Source organism: Lactobacillus taiwanensis (assembly GCF_017894345.1).
Classification (GTDB): domain Bacteria; phylum Bacillota; class Bacilli; order Lactobacillales; family Lactobacillaceae; genus Lactobacillus; species Lactobacillus taiwanensis.
Genome location: NZ_CP059276.1, coordinates 298,937 through 316,877, shown reverse-complemented (window position 1 = coordinate 316,877; position 17,941 = coordinate 298,937). Strand labels below are relative to the sequence as shown.

At 34.6% G+C, this 17,941-nt stretch carries 14 protein-coding genes; 2 read left to right on the top strand and 12 right to left on the bottom strand.

Annotated elements, in window-relative coordinates:
* Positions 1-36: 36 nt before the first annotated feature.
* From H1A07_RS01495 to pth, 8 genes are all read right to left on the bottom strand, one after another.
* Positions 37-2,718 (bottom strand): YfhO family protein, encoded by a 2,682-nt coding sequence (locus H1A07_RS01495; protein WP_210145169.1) that lies wholly within the window; start codon positions 2,716-2,718, stop codon positions 37-39.
* A gap of 88 nt (positions 2,719-2,806) precedes the next feature.
* Positions 2,807-4,933: an ATP-dependent zinc metalloprotease FtsH gene (gene ftsH, locus H1A07_RS01490; protein WP_210145168.1), complete on the bottom strand. Its 2,127-nt coding sequence runs from the start codon at positions 4,931-4,933 to the stop codon at positions 2,807-2,809.
* An 83-nt stretch (positions 4,934-5,016) separates the two neighbouring features.
* Positions 5,017-6,312 carry a tRNA lysidine(34) synthetase TilS gene (gene tilS / locus H1A07_RS01485; RefSeq protein WP_094498955.1) on the bottom strand — a complete coding sequence of 432 codons (1,296 nt, stop codon included), beginning with the start codon at positions 6,310-6,312 and terminating at the stop codon, positions 5,017-5,019.
* A 21-nt stretch (positions 6,313-6,333) separates the two neighbouring features.
* Positions 6,334-6,690, bottom strand: a complete 357-nt coding sequence (locus H1A07_RS01480) for a S1 RNA-binding domain-containing protein (protein ID WP_094496101.1) — start codon at positions 6,688-6,690, stop codon at positions 6,334-6,336.
* Positions 6,690-7,067 (bottom strand): FtsB family cell division protein, encoded by a 378-nt coding sequence (locus H1A07_RS01475; protein ID WP_057718003.1) that lies wholly within the window; start codon positions 7,065-7,067, stop codon positions 6,690-6,692. The genes H1A07_RS01480 and H1A07_RS01475 overlap by 1 nt, the downstream gene beginning before the upstream one ends.
* Before the next feature lie 88 nt (positions 7,068-7,155).
* Positions 7,156-7,398: an RNA-binding S4 domain-containing protein gene (locus H1A07_RS01470; protein WP_057718004.1), complete on the bottom strand. Its 243-nt coding sequence runs from the start codon at positions 7,396-7,398 to the stop codon at positions 7,156-7,158.
* 9 nt (positions 7,399-7,407) lie between these two features.
* Positions 7,408-10,905 (bottom strand): transcription-repair coupling factor, encoded by a 3,498-nt coding sequence (mfd, locus tag H1A07_RS01465; RefSeq protein WP_210145167.1) that lies wholly within the window; start codon positions 10,903-10,905, stop codon positions 7,408-7,410.
* A gap of 1 nt (position 10,906) precedes the next feature.
* A complete protein-coding gene (gene pth / locus H1A07_RS01460; protein WP_057718006.1) occupies positions 10,907-11,464 on the bottom strand; it encodes an aminoacyl-tRNA hydrolase in 558 nt (185 codons plus the stop codon).
* A gap of 199 nt (positions 11,465-11,663) precedes the next feature.
* On the opposite strand from pth, the gene H1A07_RS01455 reads away from it, so the two are divergent.
* Together H1A07_RS01455 and cbpA are read left to right on the top strand one after the other, a co-directional pair.
* Positions 11,664-12,635, top strand: a complete 972-nt coding sequence (locus H1A07_RS01455; RefSeq protein ID WP_004898900.1) for an L-lactate dehydrogenase — start codon at positions 11,664-11,666, stop codon at positions 12,633-12,635.
* Positions 12,636-12,778: 143 nt separating this feature from the next.
* Positions 12,779-13,459 carry a cyclic di-AMP binding protein CbpA gene (gene cbpA / locus H1A07_RS01450; protein WP_057718007.1) on the top strand — a complete coding sequence of 227 codons (681 nt, stop codon included), beginning with the start codon at positions 12,779-12,781 and terminating at the stop codon, positions 13,457-13,459.
* A 54-nt stretch (positions 13,460-13,513) separates the two neighbouring features.
* Here cbpA and alr read toward each other — a convergent pair whose 3' ends face one another.
* The 4 genes from alr to H1A07_RS01430 all read right to left on the bottom strand — a co-directional run bounded on the left by alr (position 13,514) and on the right by H1A07_RS01430 (position 17,917).
* Complete coding sequence (gene alr / locus H1A07_RS01445; protein WP_210145166.1) at positions 13,514-14,644, bottom strand: alanine racemase; 1,131 nt, start codon at positions 14,642-14,644, stop codon at positions 13,514-13,516.
* A complete protein-coding gene (acpS, locus tag H1A07_RS01440; RefSeq protein WP_057718009.1) occupies positions 14,644-15,003 on the bottom strand; it encodes a holo-ACP synthase in 360 nt (119 codons plus the stop codon). Before acpS ends, alr begins: the two co-directional genes overlap by 1 nt.
* Positions 15,004-15,076: 73 nt before the next feature.
* The gene (gene cshA, locus H1A07_RS01435) at positions 15,077-16,534 is read right to left on the bottom strand and encodes a degradosome RNA helicase CshA (RefSeq protein WP_057718010.1); all 1,458 of its coding nucleotides are present in this window, start codon (positions 16,532-16,534) and stop codon (positions 15,077-15,079) included.
* Positions 16,535-16,549: 15 nt separating this feature from the next.
* Positions 16,550-17,917, bottom strand: a complete 1,368-nt coding sequence (locus H1A07_RS01430; RefSeq protein ID WP_094503309.1) for a UDP-N-acetylmuramoyl-tripeptide--D-alanyl-D-alanine ligase — start codon at positions 17,915-17,917, stop codon at positions 16,550-16,552.
* Positions 17,918-17,941: the final 24 nt, after the last annotated feature.

Here is a 17,941-nt window from a genome sequence, read left to right as displayed (position 1 = left end):
ACCCCTCTAAAAACAAACATTAGAGGGGTGTATTACTTATTTATTCTCATTACTTGATTTATCAGCTTGTTTGTTTTTCTTTAAATACCAAGTATAAATTACTAAAGAAATTATTCCTACAATGCTTATTAAAGCACCGATCAGTAAACCTGGTGTCTTATATCTTAACGTCACTTGATGTACACCTGGCTTCATCTTTAAGCCAATAAACACCTTTAAAGTACGATTAATTTTAGCAGGTTTCCCATCAACTTCTGCTTTCCAACCTTTACTGTAAGGAATCGTAGTTACCAAGCTTTCATTTTTACCAATTTTTATATTTCCAGCCACATAACTATCTCTAAAGGCAGAAAACTCCATTCGTCTGCTATTAGCCTTATTTACCTTATTAGTTAAAGCTGATTGATTAATACTTACAAAACGTGGATACTTGAAGTCAACTCGGTTTGCTCTTCCATCCAAAGTCATTTTAATTGTAAGTTTTCCATCTTTATCTGCCTGAACACCAATAAGTTGATCCGTATATTGTTGTAGATGAATATTTTTACCATTAATAGCTACTGTGAATGGAAGTCTATAATCTGGATTCTGCTTCAATTGATAACTATCTAAAACAATAATTTGATCCATTAAGTTTTTACTGAACCTAATATATCCAACCTGTTTTGGTTTCAAATTATCGTATGTAAAAGTCATTGTACCTGGTTTATCTTGAGTGATCCTCTCTGATTTAAACTTTCCCTTAGCAAATTTAAGTTTAATATTATTAGACTCTATTTTTGCTTGTTTTGAACTATAGCTTAAAACATCTTCCTTAGTTTGAGTCAAAGAATTAAGAACCAGATTTTGATTATAAACTGGATTTTCTTCCTTAAACTTCAACTTATTAGATAAGCCTCCAGCAAATGCAAATGGCAAAGTCTCATTTCGATATACAGTTTTATTTCCTTGCTTTAAGATAACTGGATGGTTTTTTAAATCGTTTCTTAAACCATAGCTAACATATTCTGGAGAAATACTTTGATTAGTTAAAGAACTATCAATAAATGCCTTTACATTAAAAATAGCATCTGTAACTACACTACCAGTTTGATAATAATAAAAGTAACGAAAAGTTGAAAAACCAAGATCAGTCATCAAAGAACTAATTCTAGAATCGTTATTTGAAGAAAACTCTTCCATACCGCGATAGCCGAAAGTATATCCTTCACCGCGGTCATTGTTCAACTCATAATTCTTAGCAAGGCGTCCCGCCTTATCAGAAGCAGGTATTCTTGAAATGATTTCTTGATTTTCAGAAACATAAGCTGGATAAGCATTACTCTTCATTCCCAAGTGATTCAAGCCAATATAAGCATTGCCCGCGATTTCAATTAATCCTACTAAAAGTAAAGTTACGCGAACAAATCTTTTATCTGAAAAATAAACTAAGATTCCAAAAATAATTACTATTAAAACAGCAACCCAAGCATAAATATTCCACGGTCCAATTCGGCGTCGAATATAAACAGCAGCTAAACTTACTAATAAATATATTCCAGCTGCAACAAGCCTTTCCTTTTTATTCTCGTTTTTATATTCACTTAAATTCGATAATTCTTTAGCTGCTAAAAGTAAGATCCAAAATACAATAATAAAGCCAAAGCGATATGGATAAGCAATAGTCTGTTGACCACCATGCCAGAGCAAGTACACCTTAGGCACAGTAATGCTTAATACAAAGATAAATCCAATAACTAAATTAGTAATTCTTTCTTTAATTGAATTATGTGAATCAATAAAGTAAAGAACAAACACAATTAAAGCTAAAGTTCCTACAAAAATTGGCGCCCAATCATTATAAGTATCACCAATAAACAGCCTTGATATAGCTTTCCCACCACTTATTAAAGTCTTAATTTCAAAATTAGAATTGAAGTCAGCCTGAGATAGTTTATTGCTAGAAAGGTTAAGAAAAGTCGGCAAAATAACTACTGCACTAATTAACCCACTGATAATAGAACTAATTGCGAATCCAATAAATTGATGAATAAATAACTTACGATTTGTAAAATTATTAACCGTATATGCAAAAAATAGAATTACTAAAAAGATACATATCATGTATCCAATGTAGTAATTAAAAATAATTCCACAAGCAAGTAAAATGCTGTAGGCAAGCCATTTATTAGTCTTAATTCCTCTCACTAAGGCATAAGCTATCAATGGAAGTAGGACTAAACCATCAAGCCACATTACATTTCCAGCATAAGCTACAGAATAACCACTTAAACCATACGCAATTCCTAAAAAGATAGGATAAGCTTGATAATTAAACTTAAACCACTTTAAAGTCAACCAAGTAAAAGTGCCACTCATTAATCCTAATTTAATTAGAATTATGACGTATACTGCTACATTCATTTTGCTTGCAGGGAAAAGAAAAACAACAAAATTCAATGGACTAAGTAGATAATAACCAATATTTCCAGCCATATCTCCACCTAAACCATTTAAGAAAGTAAATCCTGCACTACTCCAATTGCCAACCATTAAATGGCGATAATACTGAAAAAAGGATAAGTATTGATTTGGTAAATCTCCACTATATAGAACTCCACCCAAGATTGGATTACAATCCGTTAAAGTAGATAAAAGGAAAAAGAGCACTACTGTTGTTAAACAACTTATTACGCTTAACTTTAAAATCTTTTTGTCTTTTTTACTTAAATATTTCATTCTTACTTAATACCAAAAAACTCCTTTCTAAAATCTGTAATTTCAGTATTAGAAAGGAGTATATAAACATTACTCTTGCAATAAATCCTTACTTATCCTTGTCTCCATCTGAATTATCTTTATCAGAATCTTTATGTTCAGATGGTGGATTAAGTGGAATATCGTCAATATTCTTATGATCATCAGGAAGTGGATGAATATCTTCTTTATCATCCTTGTTTTCAGTTTCTTCTCTTTGTTGATCCTTCTTTTCCATTGCAGCCTTAGCTTCTTCATAAGTTGAAGCCTTAGATTCACTTGGAAATTCATTTTCATCATTTTCAGGCATCTTACCAGTCTTGAATAATGAAAGAATTTGTTTTTCGTTCAAAGTTTCATACTTAAGAAGTGCTTCTGCAATAATCTTATGCGTCTCCCGGTGACTCTTAATGATATCAATAGCTTGTTTGTGACCTTCATCAAGAATTTCCTTAACTGCTTCGTCAATCTTAGCAGCTGTGGCTTCACTATATGGTTTAGTGCCGTATGGTGATTGCATACTTGGAGATTCAAGTTCAGTCATACCAACATCAGTCATACCATATTGAGTAACCATCCCACGAGCAATGTTAGTAGCTTGTTCAAAGTCATTTGAAGCACCAGTTGATTTATCACCAACAACTACTTCTTCACCTGCACGACCACCCATTAAACCGGCAACTTGTTCCATTAATTGCTTCTTAGTGATGATATTTTCATCTTCCTTTGGAAGCATAATGTTGTATCCGCCAGCACGACCTCTAGGTACAATAGTAACTTTACGAACAGTTCTAGAATCACTAAGGACTAATCCAACAATTGCGTGCCCTGCTTCATGGTAGGCAACACGTTTTCTTTCTTCTGGAGAAATAACAGTGTCTTTCTTAGCAGGTCCGGCAATAACTCTGTCTTCAGCTTCATCAATATCAGATGCAGTAATTTCAGTCTTATTACGACGAGCAGCAACTAAAGCAGCTTCGTTTAAAACATTTTCAAGATCAGCACCAACAAAGCCCGGAGTTTGACGTGCCACTTCCTTTAAGTCAACGTCTGAGGCTAAAGGCTTATTCTTAGCATGAACCTTTAAAATAGCCTCACGACCCTTAACATCTGGACGACCAACTAAAACTTTACGGTCAAAACGTCCAGGACGAAGAAGTGCAGGATCAAGAACATCAGAACGGTTAGTAGCTGCCATAACAATGACACCTTCATCACCTTCGAAACCGTCCATTTCAACCAACAATTGGTTCAAAGTTTGTTCTCTTTCATCGTGGCCACCGCTAACACCGTTGCCACGCTTACGTCCAACAGCATCAATTTCATCGATGAAAATGATACTTGGAGCATTCTTCTTAGCTGTTTCAAATAAGTCACGTACACGAGAAGCACCGACACCAACAAACATTTCTACAAAGTCTGAACCAGAGATTGAATAGAATGGTACGCCAGCTTCTCCAGCAACTGCACGTGCAAGCAATGTCTTACCAGTACCAGGAGGGCCCTCAAGGAGCACACCAGCCGGAATTCTAGCACCTAGTTTAGTATATTTTGATGGATTCTTTAAAAATTCAACAATTTCAACTAGTTCTTGCTTTTCTTCTTCTTCACCAGCTACATCTGAAAATCTAACTTTGTTCTTGCTTGGATCTTGTGGTTTAACATGAGACTTACCAAAGTTCATCATGCCGCCGCCACGACCTTGTCCACCCTGATTCATCATCATCCAAAGCATGACAATGAAAATCAAAGTTGGAACAAGCATTACAATCGTAGAGATCCAAGTTCCAGATTGAGATTCACCTTGTCCAGAAATAGATGCCCCACTCTTTTGGGCAAGATCTGAAACTGTCTTAACCATTGAGTCATTTTGAAGCATCGTAGTACTGAATCGGGTTACTTCATTACTACTTTGTGAACTTGGAATTAGTCCAAATCCAGTATTATTTTGATTATTTGACTTTTGAGCTTTCTTATAAGATCCAGTAACCGTATATACACCATTAGATGGTTGTATATTGATACTCTTGACTTTACCCGCCTTTAAATCCTTTACTAATTGAGAATAACGGATATTTTCTGTGGAACCATTACTACCTGAGCCACCCATGGCCCAATTGATTCCAGCCAAGAGGATCACGAATACTATGATATAGAAAAGACCGTTAGAAAGCAGTCTATTTCTTCTATTTTTCATCTATAAACCTCCGCGACACTTCTTGGAATTACTCCAACGATTTTACCACAAAATCCACTTTTACCATAGGACTTTGCATAAACTTAAGAATAAATATATACATTATAGCGGGCAAAATCTGAATTATATTCTTGATTTCGATAAACATTTTCAATATAAACTGGCTCTTTATCTTGCCAAATAGTTAAGCAATATGGACGCAATATCAGAGGAATACCATTTTCCGCAAACTTTTTCTTAGCTTTTGTTTGCTTTCCATTAGCTAATTTTAACTTACTACCTTGTAATAAATTTCCAGCTTCTAAGATCCCCATCTTTTTTCCATAAAAATAGCCAACTTGCTTTTGTGATTTTTTATAGAGTGAAATTAAATATTTTTTTCCGTTTATACAGAATTCTTCGTCTAACTTTATTAATTTTCGATTATGATTAATCGCTGGTAATTTACTCTTATTGATTACATAATAATAATTTTGATAAAAAATCAGCTGAAAACCATCTTTATTATAAGTTGCACTCTGATTTAAAGAAATTTCAGTAAAGTGAACATGCCGATGCCACTTTTTATAAATTAGATAATCAAAGAAAGCTGGCAATTGATTGTCACTTAGTTTTTTCAAGTCTTTTATTTGACCTCGTAACCAATTTTTAAAATCAACCGGCATCATAATACTTTCAAACAAACTATTTTGACAGTCGGACAACAAATCCATTTCCTTGCTGAAACGATATGCATTATCAACTAAATGGTCTGTTTCTTGCTTTAACAAAGGAACAACATGATGTCTAAGCCTATTTCTTAAAGTATCATCTTCAAAATTAGTTTCATCCTCGATAAAACTTAAATTGTTTTGCTTATCATAATTTAAAAGTTCAGCTTTTGAATATTTAATCAAAGGTCTTAGCAACTGCATTGAGCCGAGTCTTCCAACAATTTGAAGACTATTCATTTCAGCTGCATCTCCCGAGCGAATAAACTTTAATAAAATATTTTCAATTAAATCATCACCATGGTGAGCCGTCATCAAATAATCAATTTGATATTTTTTACCAACATCCTTCAAAAATGTATATCGATATTCTCGAGCTTTCGCTTCAATACCTGTTTGAGGATGTAACTCATTTGGCCATTTTTTCTCTACCAATTTTATATCAAAAGTCACTGCTAATTTATTTAGCAATTCACTTTCTAAATAACTGTCACTTCTTAAACAATGATCTAAATGAGCAACAATTAATTGTTCCGAAGGATCAGGCAAAAAATTAACCAACATATGAAGTAAAGCAACCGAATCTGGGCCGCCACTTGCTGCCAATAAAACTTTTTTATTTTTTATTTCAATCTTATTTTCAGTAAAAAAATTTGTAAATTTTGTCATTCTTAAATAAAAAAGTGACCACTATTGGTCACTCAACTCAATTGAATTCTTTAAATTTGCTATTTTCTTATTTGCGTCTTCTACTAAACTTACTAATGGAGCAAAATCTTTACTCTCTTTAAATTCATTAGTTGGATCAATTAAATCTGGATTATTTACCTGGCTTAGTGACAATGAAATTTTTCCTTGGTGATTATTAATAATAACCACCCGTACTTCATCTCCAATATTGTATTTATTTTTGGCACTCTCCCATTTATCACCAAAGTCTTTATAAAAAATCAGACCGTGATGATGGTGGGGAAGTGTAACAAAAAAGCCAAGTTTAGTAATATTGTTAATTTTAGCGTTTAATCTTAATCCAATTGGAAATTTCACTAATAATCCTCCTCTTTTTCAGGAAGAGTATAAATTGATTCACCAGATTTAGAATAATAAAACTTATAACGAATTACTTTAGCCACATAGTCAGGATCTTTTAAGTCAGCAACCTGCGCTTTTAATTTCTTATTAGTTTTGTTAACTTGATTTAACTCCGTCTTATTTGCTTGAATCTGGTTATTAATTCGACCAGTCTGGACATGAACCATAATTAATTGTAGCCCAAAAATTAAAAATGCAATTGCAAAACAAGCAATAATTCGATTTTTCCTTACACGATGAACTTCTTTTTCTTTCCTAGCGGCTTTGCGTCGCAGGCGCGCTAAACGTTCTTCATCGCTTAAGGCATTATAAAGTCGTGGCCCTCTTTGCATACACGTGTCCCTGCCTTTTCGTCATTATTCTAAATCTTAATTATATCACCACTTGTTATTAATATAACACCTTACTCTTCCATTGTCATTAATCAATTAGCTCATACAAATCGCTTGCTTCCGCCTTCTTGGTTGTTTCTCTTAAGTCAAGTACTCGTGCTTTGATTTGTTTAGTACCAAATCCGATTTCAATAACATCGCCTAATTTTACATCATAGCTAGACTTTACCACGCGATCATTAACTTTTACTCTTCCTTGATCGGCCATTTCTTTAGCGACAGTACGTCTTTTAACTAATCTGGATACTTTTAAAAATTTATCGATTCTCATTATGTTCTCCTATCTTTGAACAATATCACTAGCTGCTTCTAAAAATGTATGCAACTCATTAAATAATTGTCTTGTACTCATATTCTTCTCAAGCTCAAGCATTACATTTAGTCTCTTTTCCGGATCCATATTAATCCTTGCTCGAAGTGACACATGTTCTAAAGCCTTAAAAATATTTGGCCCTTCTAATTCTTCGCTTGCTCGATTATTAAAAATAACCTGCAATTTATCATCCGCTTTTTGAGTAATAGATATTACTTGGGCTAAATCGGCATCTGCCTTAACTGTAGATACATTTAACAAATTCTCTACTGGCAGTGGATAATCTCCAAAACGATCAATTAATTCATCCGCAATATTATCTGCTTCTTTTTGATCATTAATGCCTTTAATCTTTTTATAGAACTCAATTTTCTGTTCTTGATCAGAAATATACTCGTCTGGAATATAGGCTTCTAAATTAAATTGAACTTCTGCGTTAGACTTAACAGCAACTTTTTTACCTTTTCGTTTCTTGATTGCATCATCAAGCATCTGAGCATACAAATCATATCCAACACTGTCAATAAAGCCATGTTGCTGTTTCCCAAGCATATTACCGGCTCCTCGAATTGATAAATCTCTCATTGCAATCTTAAAGCCAGAACCCAATTCTGTGAAATCACGGATTGCACTAAGTCTTTTTTCACCAATCTCCGTTAAAACCTTATTAGGCTGATATAAGAAGTATGCATATGCTAATCGCGCACTTCGTCCAATTCGCCCACGTAGTTGATAAAGCTGACTCAATCCATAGTGGTCAGCATCTTCAACAATCATCGTGTTGACATTCGGCATATCAACCCCAGTTTCAATAATAGTAGTTGTAACTAAGATATCAAACTCGTTCTTTGAAAAGCGATACATAATATCTTCCATCTGATTTTCACTCATTCGACCATGAATGTATTCGATTTTAGCTTCTGGAATTAGTTCCTCTAAACGACTAACTACTTTATCAATATCATCAATTCGATTATGCAAGAAAAATACCTGGCCATTACGTTTCATTTCTCTTAAAACTGCTTCGCGTACTATACTTGGCATCTCTTCCATGACGTAAGTTTGAATTGGATATCTATTAGTTGGCGGGGTTTCCATAACTGAAAGATCTCTTACCCCAACCATTGACATATGAAGAGTACGTGGAATTGGTGTGGCTGTCAAAGTTAAAACATCAATATTAGCTTTTAATTCCTTTAGTCGCTCCTTGTGTTTAACACCAAAGCGCTGTTCCTCATCTACTATTAGCAAACCAAGATCTTTAAATTTCACATCTTTTGATAGTAAGCGGTGCGTACCAACTACCATATCAATTTTTCCACTTTTCACGCCTTCAATTATTTCTTTAACTTCTGCTGGAGTTTGGAAACGTGATAAAAGCGCGCAGTTTACTGGAAAATCTTTAAATCGATCCTGCATATTTTCAAAGTGCTGCTGGGCCAAAATAGTGGTTGGAGCTAAGAAAGCTACCTGCTTTCCATCGCGCATTGCTTTAAAAGCAGCCCGAAGAGCAACCTCTGTTTTACCAAAACCAACATCTCCTACTAATAAACGATCCATTGGTTTTGGTCGTTCCATATCAGCCTTAATTTCTCGAATAGAACGGAGTTGGTCGGGTGTTTCTGGATATGGGAAAGCATCTTCAAATTCTTTTTGTAAATCATCATCAGGGCTAAAGGCAAATCCTTTTTCTGACTCACGTTTTGCGTATAATTCAATTAAATCATCAGCAATATCTTCAACTTTTGATTGAACACGTTTTTTTGTTTTCGCCCATTCTGAACTTCCAAGTTTATTGATATGTGGAACTCTTCCTTCAGAAGCTACATATTTTTGAACTAGGCCTAATTGATCAGCTGGAACAAATAACTGGTCATGATGTTGATAAGTAATAGTAATATAATCGCGCTTTTTACCATCTGACTCTAAAGTTTTTATTCCTTCAAACCGTCCAATACCATGATTAACATGAACAACGTAATCTCCGGGCTTTAGTTCATTATAGTTTCGCAAACGCTGAGCATTTTCCAGAGTTTTAATTCTCTTTCGATGATGTGGTCTTTGATTAAAGAGTTCACGTTCAGTTAAATAAACCAAATCTAAACTAGGAATAGCAAATCCATGTGCAAAATCGCCTACAGTTATCTGCGACTTATTTTCTATAATTTGATCTGATTTAACAATTGGAATATCTACACCGTAATCAACTAAATTTTGAGCAATCTGTTTCGCACGCGTTTCTGAATCAGCCTGCAAGATAACCGTGCTTTTCTCATTAGCAAAACGTGTTAACTCACTTTTAATCAACGGCATTTGACTAAAAAATTGCTGAACTTCACGTGTAGTAAAGTTAAGAATTTGTTCAAATTTTAAACGACCCATTCCCTTTTGAAAAAGCGAGAATAATACTTGTGCCTGTTTCGCTCTTTGAATTACTCGTTCAAAATTATGACGCAATTTTTGACTGTTCAGCATTGCACCTGATTTTATTTCTTCAGATATAAATGCTTCATTTTGAGCATCAACATCAGCAACATTCTTCTTAATTGTCTGCCAATCATCAAATAAAAGAAGTCCATCTTTATTCAGATAGTCGATTAAATTAAATGATTTAGGAAGTAAGTAGTCAATTAAAAATGCATAGTTTTCGGGAAGACTGTTGGCTTGTAATAAATCAATCGCCTTTACAAAATGATTTTTTATATTTTCTTCATCAGCAATTGACTCTTTCATGTCTAGCTTGATCTTTTCCGCGGCTTCATGGAGGTTATGGTCTGAAAATACTCTATCTAATGCCGGTCCAATTGAAATACTTTCTCTTTCTTCTAAACTCCTTTGAGTGGCTGCATCAAATTCTTTTACTGTGTCAACTTCATCACCGAAAAATTCAACACGAACAGGATTCTCTTGATCCAAAGGATAAATATCAAGAATATCTCCTCGACGTGCAAATTCTCCAGGCCGGGCTACAATGCTTTCTCTTCGATATCCAGCATGTGTTAGCCAAGTTGTCAATTTATCTAGATCAAATTCAGCTTCTGGCTTAAATACCTGTTTTGTCTTAATGAAGTCTCGTGGATCACTTAACTTGTATTGTAAAGCTTGAGCAGTTACAACAACAATTCCAGCTCTTTTTTCAGTTAAAAACTGTAATGCTTGTAGCCTTTGACTAACTTCATCAGGAGAAGCAGTCGCCGTTTGCGTTGCGATTGTCGCATCAACTGGAAAACTAAACACCATATCATCAGGTAATAAATTTCCTAGTTCATCTAACAACGTTTGTGCTTTTTCTTCACTATCTTCTACTAAAATCATAGGCTGCTGCAATTTCTTTAACATCTGCATTAAAACAGCAGCAAATGCTCCTGAATTTACGCCCGTTAAAAGCGAACGTTTTTCCTTCGGAGCTTGTTCAATAAATGTATTTAATTCTTTATCTTTACTAAGTAATTCTGTAATATTCATTCTAATTATACTGATTCATTAAATATTGGGCATTCTTCCCCTTAATGAAATCATTAATGACATTTTCACTCACTTCAAAAGCTGCATTCATTAGCTTCTGTTGTTCATCATTAAAAGGACTTAATACCCAAGAAACAACACTTTCTTTTTGAGGATGACGAATTCCAATCTTCAAGCGATTAAAATTATTAGTTCCTAAACAAGCCATAATACTTTTAATTCCATTATGACCTCCTGATTTTCCATTTGCACGAATTCTAATCTTTCCAATTGGCATATCCATATCATCATGAATAACCAAAATATCTTCTGGAGCAATTTTAAAGAAATTGGCTACTTGTGCAATTGACTTTCCTGAATCATTCATAAAAGTCTGTGGTTCAAGAAAAATTACATCTTCACCATTGATCTTTTGCTTTGTCCATAAGCCATCAAACTTATCCTTATCTAAATTCAGATTATTCTTATTTAAATAATGGTCCAATGCCATAAAACCTGTATTATGCTTGGTTTTATCATATTTTTTACCGGGATTACCTAAACCTGCAATTAACTTCATTGATTTTACCCTCTTTACCTATTTACTTTTCAAATATATATCTTTTCGCTCTTGAGATTATAGCACAGGCTTTACTTACAATTAATTAATTGTTTCTTTAATTTCATTTTGTAGAAATTATATTTTTAAAATTTAATTTCGAATATGCTATAATCTTTATTGTTAAATAAATCACTAATATGGAAGGAAGTATTAGCAAATGTCAGAAGAAAAAATTCATAAGATTATTCTTGTTGGTGACGGTGCTGTAGGTTCTACTTACGCATTCTCATTAGTTCAACAAGGTATTGCACAAGAATTAGGTATCGTTGATATCGTTAAAGAAAGAACCCAAGGTGATGCTATTGACTTAGCAGACGCAACTCCTTGGATCGCACCAAAGACTATTTACTCTGCAGAATACTCTGATGCAAAAGATGCTGACTTAGTTGTTATTTCTGCTGGTGCTCCACAAAAGCCAGGCGAAACTCGTCTTGACCTTGTTAACAAGAACTTAAAGATTTTATCTTCAATCGTTGAACCAATTGTTGAATCAGGTTTCAATGGTATTTTCTTAGTAGCTGCTAACCCAGTTGACATTTTAACTCACGCAACTTGGAGAATGTCAGGATTCCCTAAGGATCGTGTTATCGGTTCAGGTACTTCACTCGATACTGGTCGTCTTCAAAAAGTTATCGGTGAAATGGAACATGTTGACCCACGTTCAGTTAACGCATACATGCTTGGTGAACACGGTGACACTGAATTCCCAGTATGGAGCTACAACAATGTTGGTGGCGTAAAAGTTAGCGACTGGGTAAAGGCTCACCCAGAAGTTGGTGAAAACAAGCTTGAAGCTATCCACAAGGAAGTTGCTGATATGGCTTACGATATCATTAACAAGAAAGGTGCTACTTTCTACGGTATCGGTACTGCTTTAGCATTTATTACTAAGGCCATCTTGAACAACGAACACAGAGTTCTTCCACTTTCAGTACCTATGGATGGTGAATACGGCTTACACGATATCCACATTGGTACTCCAGCAGTTGTTGGTCGTCACGGTTTGGAACAAGTTATTGAAATGCCATTAAACGCTGACGAACAAGCTAAGATGGAAGCTTCTGCAAAGCAATTAAAGGAAGTTATGGACAAAGCCTTCAAAGAAACTGGCGTAAAAGTTCGTCAATAATTCTTCAACATTTTATTGAAAAAGCATTCACTTTGTGTGAGTGCTTTTTCTTTCTCAAAATTAAAGTTGTTTAATCAGCCTTTAATTTTTATATAAAACTATGGTATAATGGCTTGTAAAATTCAGATGTGTGGAGGAAAATCATGCTAATCAAATCTCTTGTTTATAAAAAAGATTACTTAACTACAGTCAATGAAAAAGCCACTCTTGCCGAAGCATTAAAAGTTCTAGAAGATTCTGGCTTTCGTTGTGTTCCTATTTTAGATGATACAGGAACTATTTTCCGTGGTAACATTTATAAAATGCATATCTACCGTCATAAGTCTCAAGGCGGCGATATGAATTTGCCAGTAACTTACTTATTAAAAAATGCTACTAAGACAATCAAAGTAAATTCACCATTTTTCCGTGTATTCTTTAATATTAAAGACCTTCCATACATCGCTGTATTGGATGAAGAAAATCATTTTTACGGAATTTTAACTCACTCTCGTTTGCTAGACATGCTTTCTGATGCGTGGAACATTAAGAATGGATCATATGTTTTGACTATTCTTTCCGACAATGATCGTGGTAATTTAGTTAAAATGACAAAAATTATTTCTAAGTACAGTAACATTGCTGGTTGTTTAACCTTAGATGTTAAAACTGGCGAATTAGTTCGCCGTAACTTATTCACGCTTCCTATTGGCGTATCTCGCGAAACCATGACAGCAATTGTAAACCGTCTTGAAAAGAAGGGATTTGTAGTTGCTGAAATTGAAGACCTTCAATCTGGTCTCACAATTCGAAGTGCAGAACAACCTGGGGAATTAAAAGCCTAGATACATTTTTTAATTAAAAAGCTCGTTAACCTAATTGGCTAGCGAGCTTTTGTTTTATTCTTCATAATATGCACGTGGCAAACGATCATTTAACAAACATGCAACTTCATAATGAATCGTATCAACATAATCAGCTGCAGCTTTAATGTTATTTGGATCATTAGGATTATCAGAAATAATAACTACTTTAGTTCCAAGTGGCATTTCTTTTGGCATTTTAACCATGAATTGATCCATACAAATTCGACCAACAATTGGACAGTAAGTATCTCCTACCTTTACTTTAAAGCCTTGGAATTTTCTAATAAATCCATCCGCATAACCAACAGGTACAGTTCCAATAATTGTATCTTCGTCCGCAACAAATGTAGATCCATATCCGACTCCATCACCTTGATGAATAGTTTTAACGTGAGTTAATTCACTTTCAAAAGATAAAGCTGGATCCAAATCAATATTTGACTTCAAATCAGGTGAATCAGGATTCGAAGATGGATTTAAGCCGTAAATACCAATTCCAAAGCGGACTAAATCACTCTTGATTCCATTATGAAAAATACTTGCCGCAGTATTATCCATATGAATCCATTTGGGCTTGACAGTAAGTAAGCTCTTCATATGATTAAACTTTTTACATTGATGTTTAAAGTAAGTCTCGTCACTACTATCAGCTGAAGCAAAATGAGCAAACATTCCTTCAACAAAGAAATTATTATTGTCTTTTAAAAATTCATTAGCTGCAATAAAATCTGCATCTTCGTTAAATCCAATGCGGCCCATACCTGAGTCAACGCCTATATGGATTTTCAATCGTAAATTTGCATCTTTTAAATATTTTTCAGCCTCTTTAAGCCACTCCAAATTTGGAACAGTTAATGATACATCATTTACTGCAGCAATTGGAACATATTCTGGAGAAACAACACCCAAAACCAAAATAGTTTTAGTAATATCAGCTCGTCTTAACTCTAACGCTTCATCTAGAATTGCAACACAAAATCCCGCTACACCTACTTCATTTGCAACCTTAGCTACTTCTACAGCTCCATGGCCATAGCCATTGGCTTTTACTACTGCAAGCATCTTTTGATTGGGTTCTAGATGCTCCATTTCATTTTCAAGATTTCTCTTAATTGCGCCCAAATTTACCTTTACTACGGCTGGACGATGAATTCCTGGAACCATTAATTTAATTCCTCCAAAACTACAAATGTTATAACCTCATGATCATCATGTGTGATACTAGGAAAAATATTTCCAGAAAACTTAGTTGACGTCATTACTGGATGACCTAAATCATCCCATAAAGTTTCAATATCTTGAAAACCAACATATTTACCTAAGCCAGTTCCCATTGCTTTAGAAAAAGATTCCTTCAAAGAAAAACGTCCGCCAAGATATTCAACCTTTCGTTTTCCATTTAATTGTTGATACTGTGCAAATTCTTTAGGAGTTAATACTCTTTTGGCGAATTTGTCACCTTTTTCAACTATCTTCTTCATGCGCTCAACTTCAACTGAGTCAATGCCTACGCCTCTAATCATTATTTTTACCTCACACATTGATACATTATATTACAAAAAAGAGCTGTAGCAACTACAGCTCTTTTTAACAAAATCAGTCTTTCTTCTTTATAACGAAGTCATGTTTTCTACCACCACGACGAGCATTTGGCTTACGGTGATATCTTTCATTTCTATCTCCGCCACGCTTAAAATTACGTTTAAAGTGATGATTATTATTACCATGTTTTGATTTAAATGGTAATGGTTTTTCAGGTGTAATCTTCACTTTTACGCTTTCAGCATCTTTAGATAGATCCTTTAATAAAGCTGCAACCAAATCTACCGCGGAGTAATCATCAAGAAGCTGGGCTGCTCCTTCAGTATATTTAGAAAGATCACTATCTAATAATTCTGCTACCTTTTTATTCGCTGCACTTAATTGTCCCTTAAAGGCCTCTTCATCAGTTGGTGGTTTAAGTGGCATCATCTTTTTGTGCGTTAATTGTTCAATTGTACGCATGTAGCCAATTTCATTTGGTGTAACAAAAGTTACTGACATACCATTTTGACCAGCACGTCCAGTTCTACCAATCCGGTGAACATAAGAGTCTGGATCTTGAGGAATGTCATAGTTATAAACATGACTAACGCCAGAAATATCCAAACCACGAGCAGCTACATCAGTTGCCACTAATATATCCAATTTACCCTTACGAAATCTTTTCAAAACGCTCATTCTCTTAGCTTGAGAAAGATCGCCATGAATTCCAGCTGCATTGTATCCACGCGCCTGTAATCCACGCGTTAATTCATCAACACGTCTCTTAGTTCTGCCAAAAATAACGGCAAGATCAGGATTTTGAACATCAATTAATCGACATAAAATATCAAATTTTTCGTTTTCTTTTGCTCTTACAAAATATTGATCAATTAAGTTAGCCGTTAATTCTTTTCCTTTAATTTTTACAATTTCAGGATCATTCATAAACTTTTCGCCAATTCGTAAAATTGGTTTTGGCATAGTTGCTGAAAATAACAACGTTTGATGTCTGCTAGAAGCATAATTTAAAATACTCTCAATATCTTGGATAAAGCCCATATCAAGCATTTCATCTGCTTCATCTAAAACAATTGTCTTTACCTTAGAGATGTCAATTGTTCCTCGTTTTAAGTGATCAAGTAAACGTCCCGGCGTTCCCACTAAAATTGCAGGTGTTTGTTTTAAAGCACGAATTTGACGACGAATATCTGCACCGCCATAAACTACTTGAACACGTGCCTTTTCATCACGACCTAGACGAAAAAGTTCTTCTTGCGTTTGAATAGCCAATTCACGAGTAGGTTCAATAATAATTGCTTGAATTGAATCATGTTGCTTATCCAACTTTTGCAAAATTGGTAAACCAAAAGCTGCAGTTTTACCAGTACCAGTTTGTGCTTGACCAATTACATCTTTTCCCTCTAAAACTAAAGGAATGGTCTTTTCTTGGATTGGCGTAGCTTCTTCAAAACCTGAGCGTTTAATTGCTTTCAAAATCTCAGGCTTTAAGTTCATTTCAGAAAATTTCAAATATCTAATTCCTTCCTACATTAGGCGGTCTAAAACCTTTTCTAAATGCATTCCATGTGATCCCTTTAACATAACAATATCATTAGGTTTGATATCATTCTTTAAGTCATCAATCATACGATTCATTTCTTCTTGTGAATAGTAATGTAAATTAGCTACTTCATACTTATCTACAAGTGCATCGTATAAATGCTTCATCTCAGGACCATATAAATATAATTCGTTAATAATTGCTGGATCTAGTGCGTCAGCAAGTGAAGCATGAAGTTCTGAGGATTCATCTCCAAGCTCTAACATGTCGCCCAACACTGCGATTCTGCGGCCACCATTTTCAACCATTACTTGTCCAAATGATGTCGTAACAGCCTTAACAGCAGTTGGATTTGAGTTGTAGACATCATCCATAATTGCTTCGCCTACATCACCTTTTTTCCACTGCATTCTATTTGCCGTTGGAGTAAAGTTAGCCAATGCTTGAGCAATTTGCTCATCGTTTTCACCAAAATGACGGCCAACACTAATAGCTGCAAGAGCGTTTGAAACATTATGCTTGCCAATCATTGGAATCTTAAATTGTTGCTTTGAATCATTTACTTCAAACGTAGCATGATGCATATAAGATCTAAATGTAGTCGCAAAAATAGTATCTTCTTCTCTAAAGCCAAAAGTACTCTTATCTTGCTTAATCTTAGCTGCACGTTCTTGTAATAAAGGTTCATCGCCATTGTAGATAAACTTACCGTCTTCTTTTAAGAAATCAGTAATTTCCATCTTTGCATCTGCAATCTTATCTCTAGTGCCAAAGAATTCAATATGGGCTTCACCAATCATAGTGATCACACAAACATCAGGTCTTACTAATTCACTTAAGTGATGTAATTGGCCAGGACGATCCATTCCCATTTCAAGTACTAAAATTTCAGTAGATGGTTTCATCTCTAAAATTGTTACGGGAACACCAATTTCATTATTAAAATTAGCTTGTGTCTTATGCACGTTAAATCTCTTAGATAAAACGGCCGCAATCATATCCTTAGTTGTGGTCTTACCATTTGATCCGGTAATTCCAACCACAGTTGGATTAACTTTGCCTAAATAATATTTAGCTAAAGCTTGAAGTGCAGTTAATGGATCATCAACTTCAACAACCGGCACATCTGTAGGCATACCTTCATGTCCTTTTTTCCATAAAGTTGCTTCTGCACCATTTGCCATTGCATTAGATACAAAATCATGTCCATCTCTTGCACCTGCTAACGGTACAAACAAAGAATTGGGAGTCGCTTTTCTTGAGTCAAAAACAACGGATGTAATGACTTTATCTTCTCCCATATTAACTGAACTATTTAATGCTTTAGCGATCTCAGCAAGTTGCATTTTCATAATAAATAAATTACTCCTACCTAA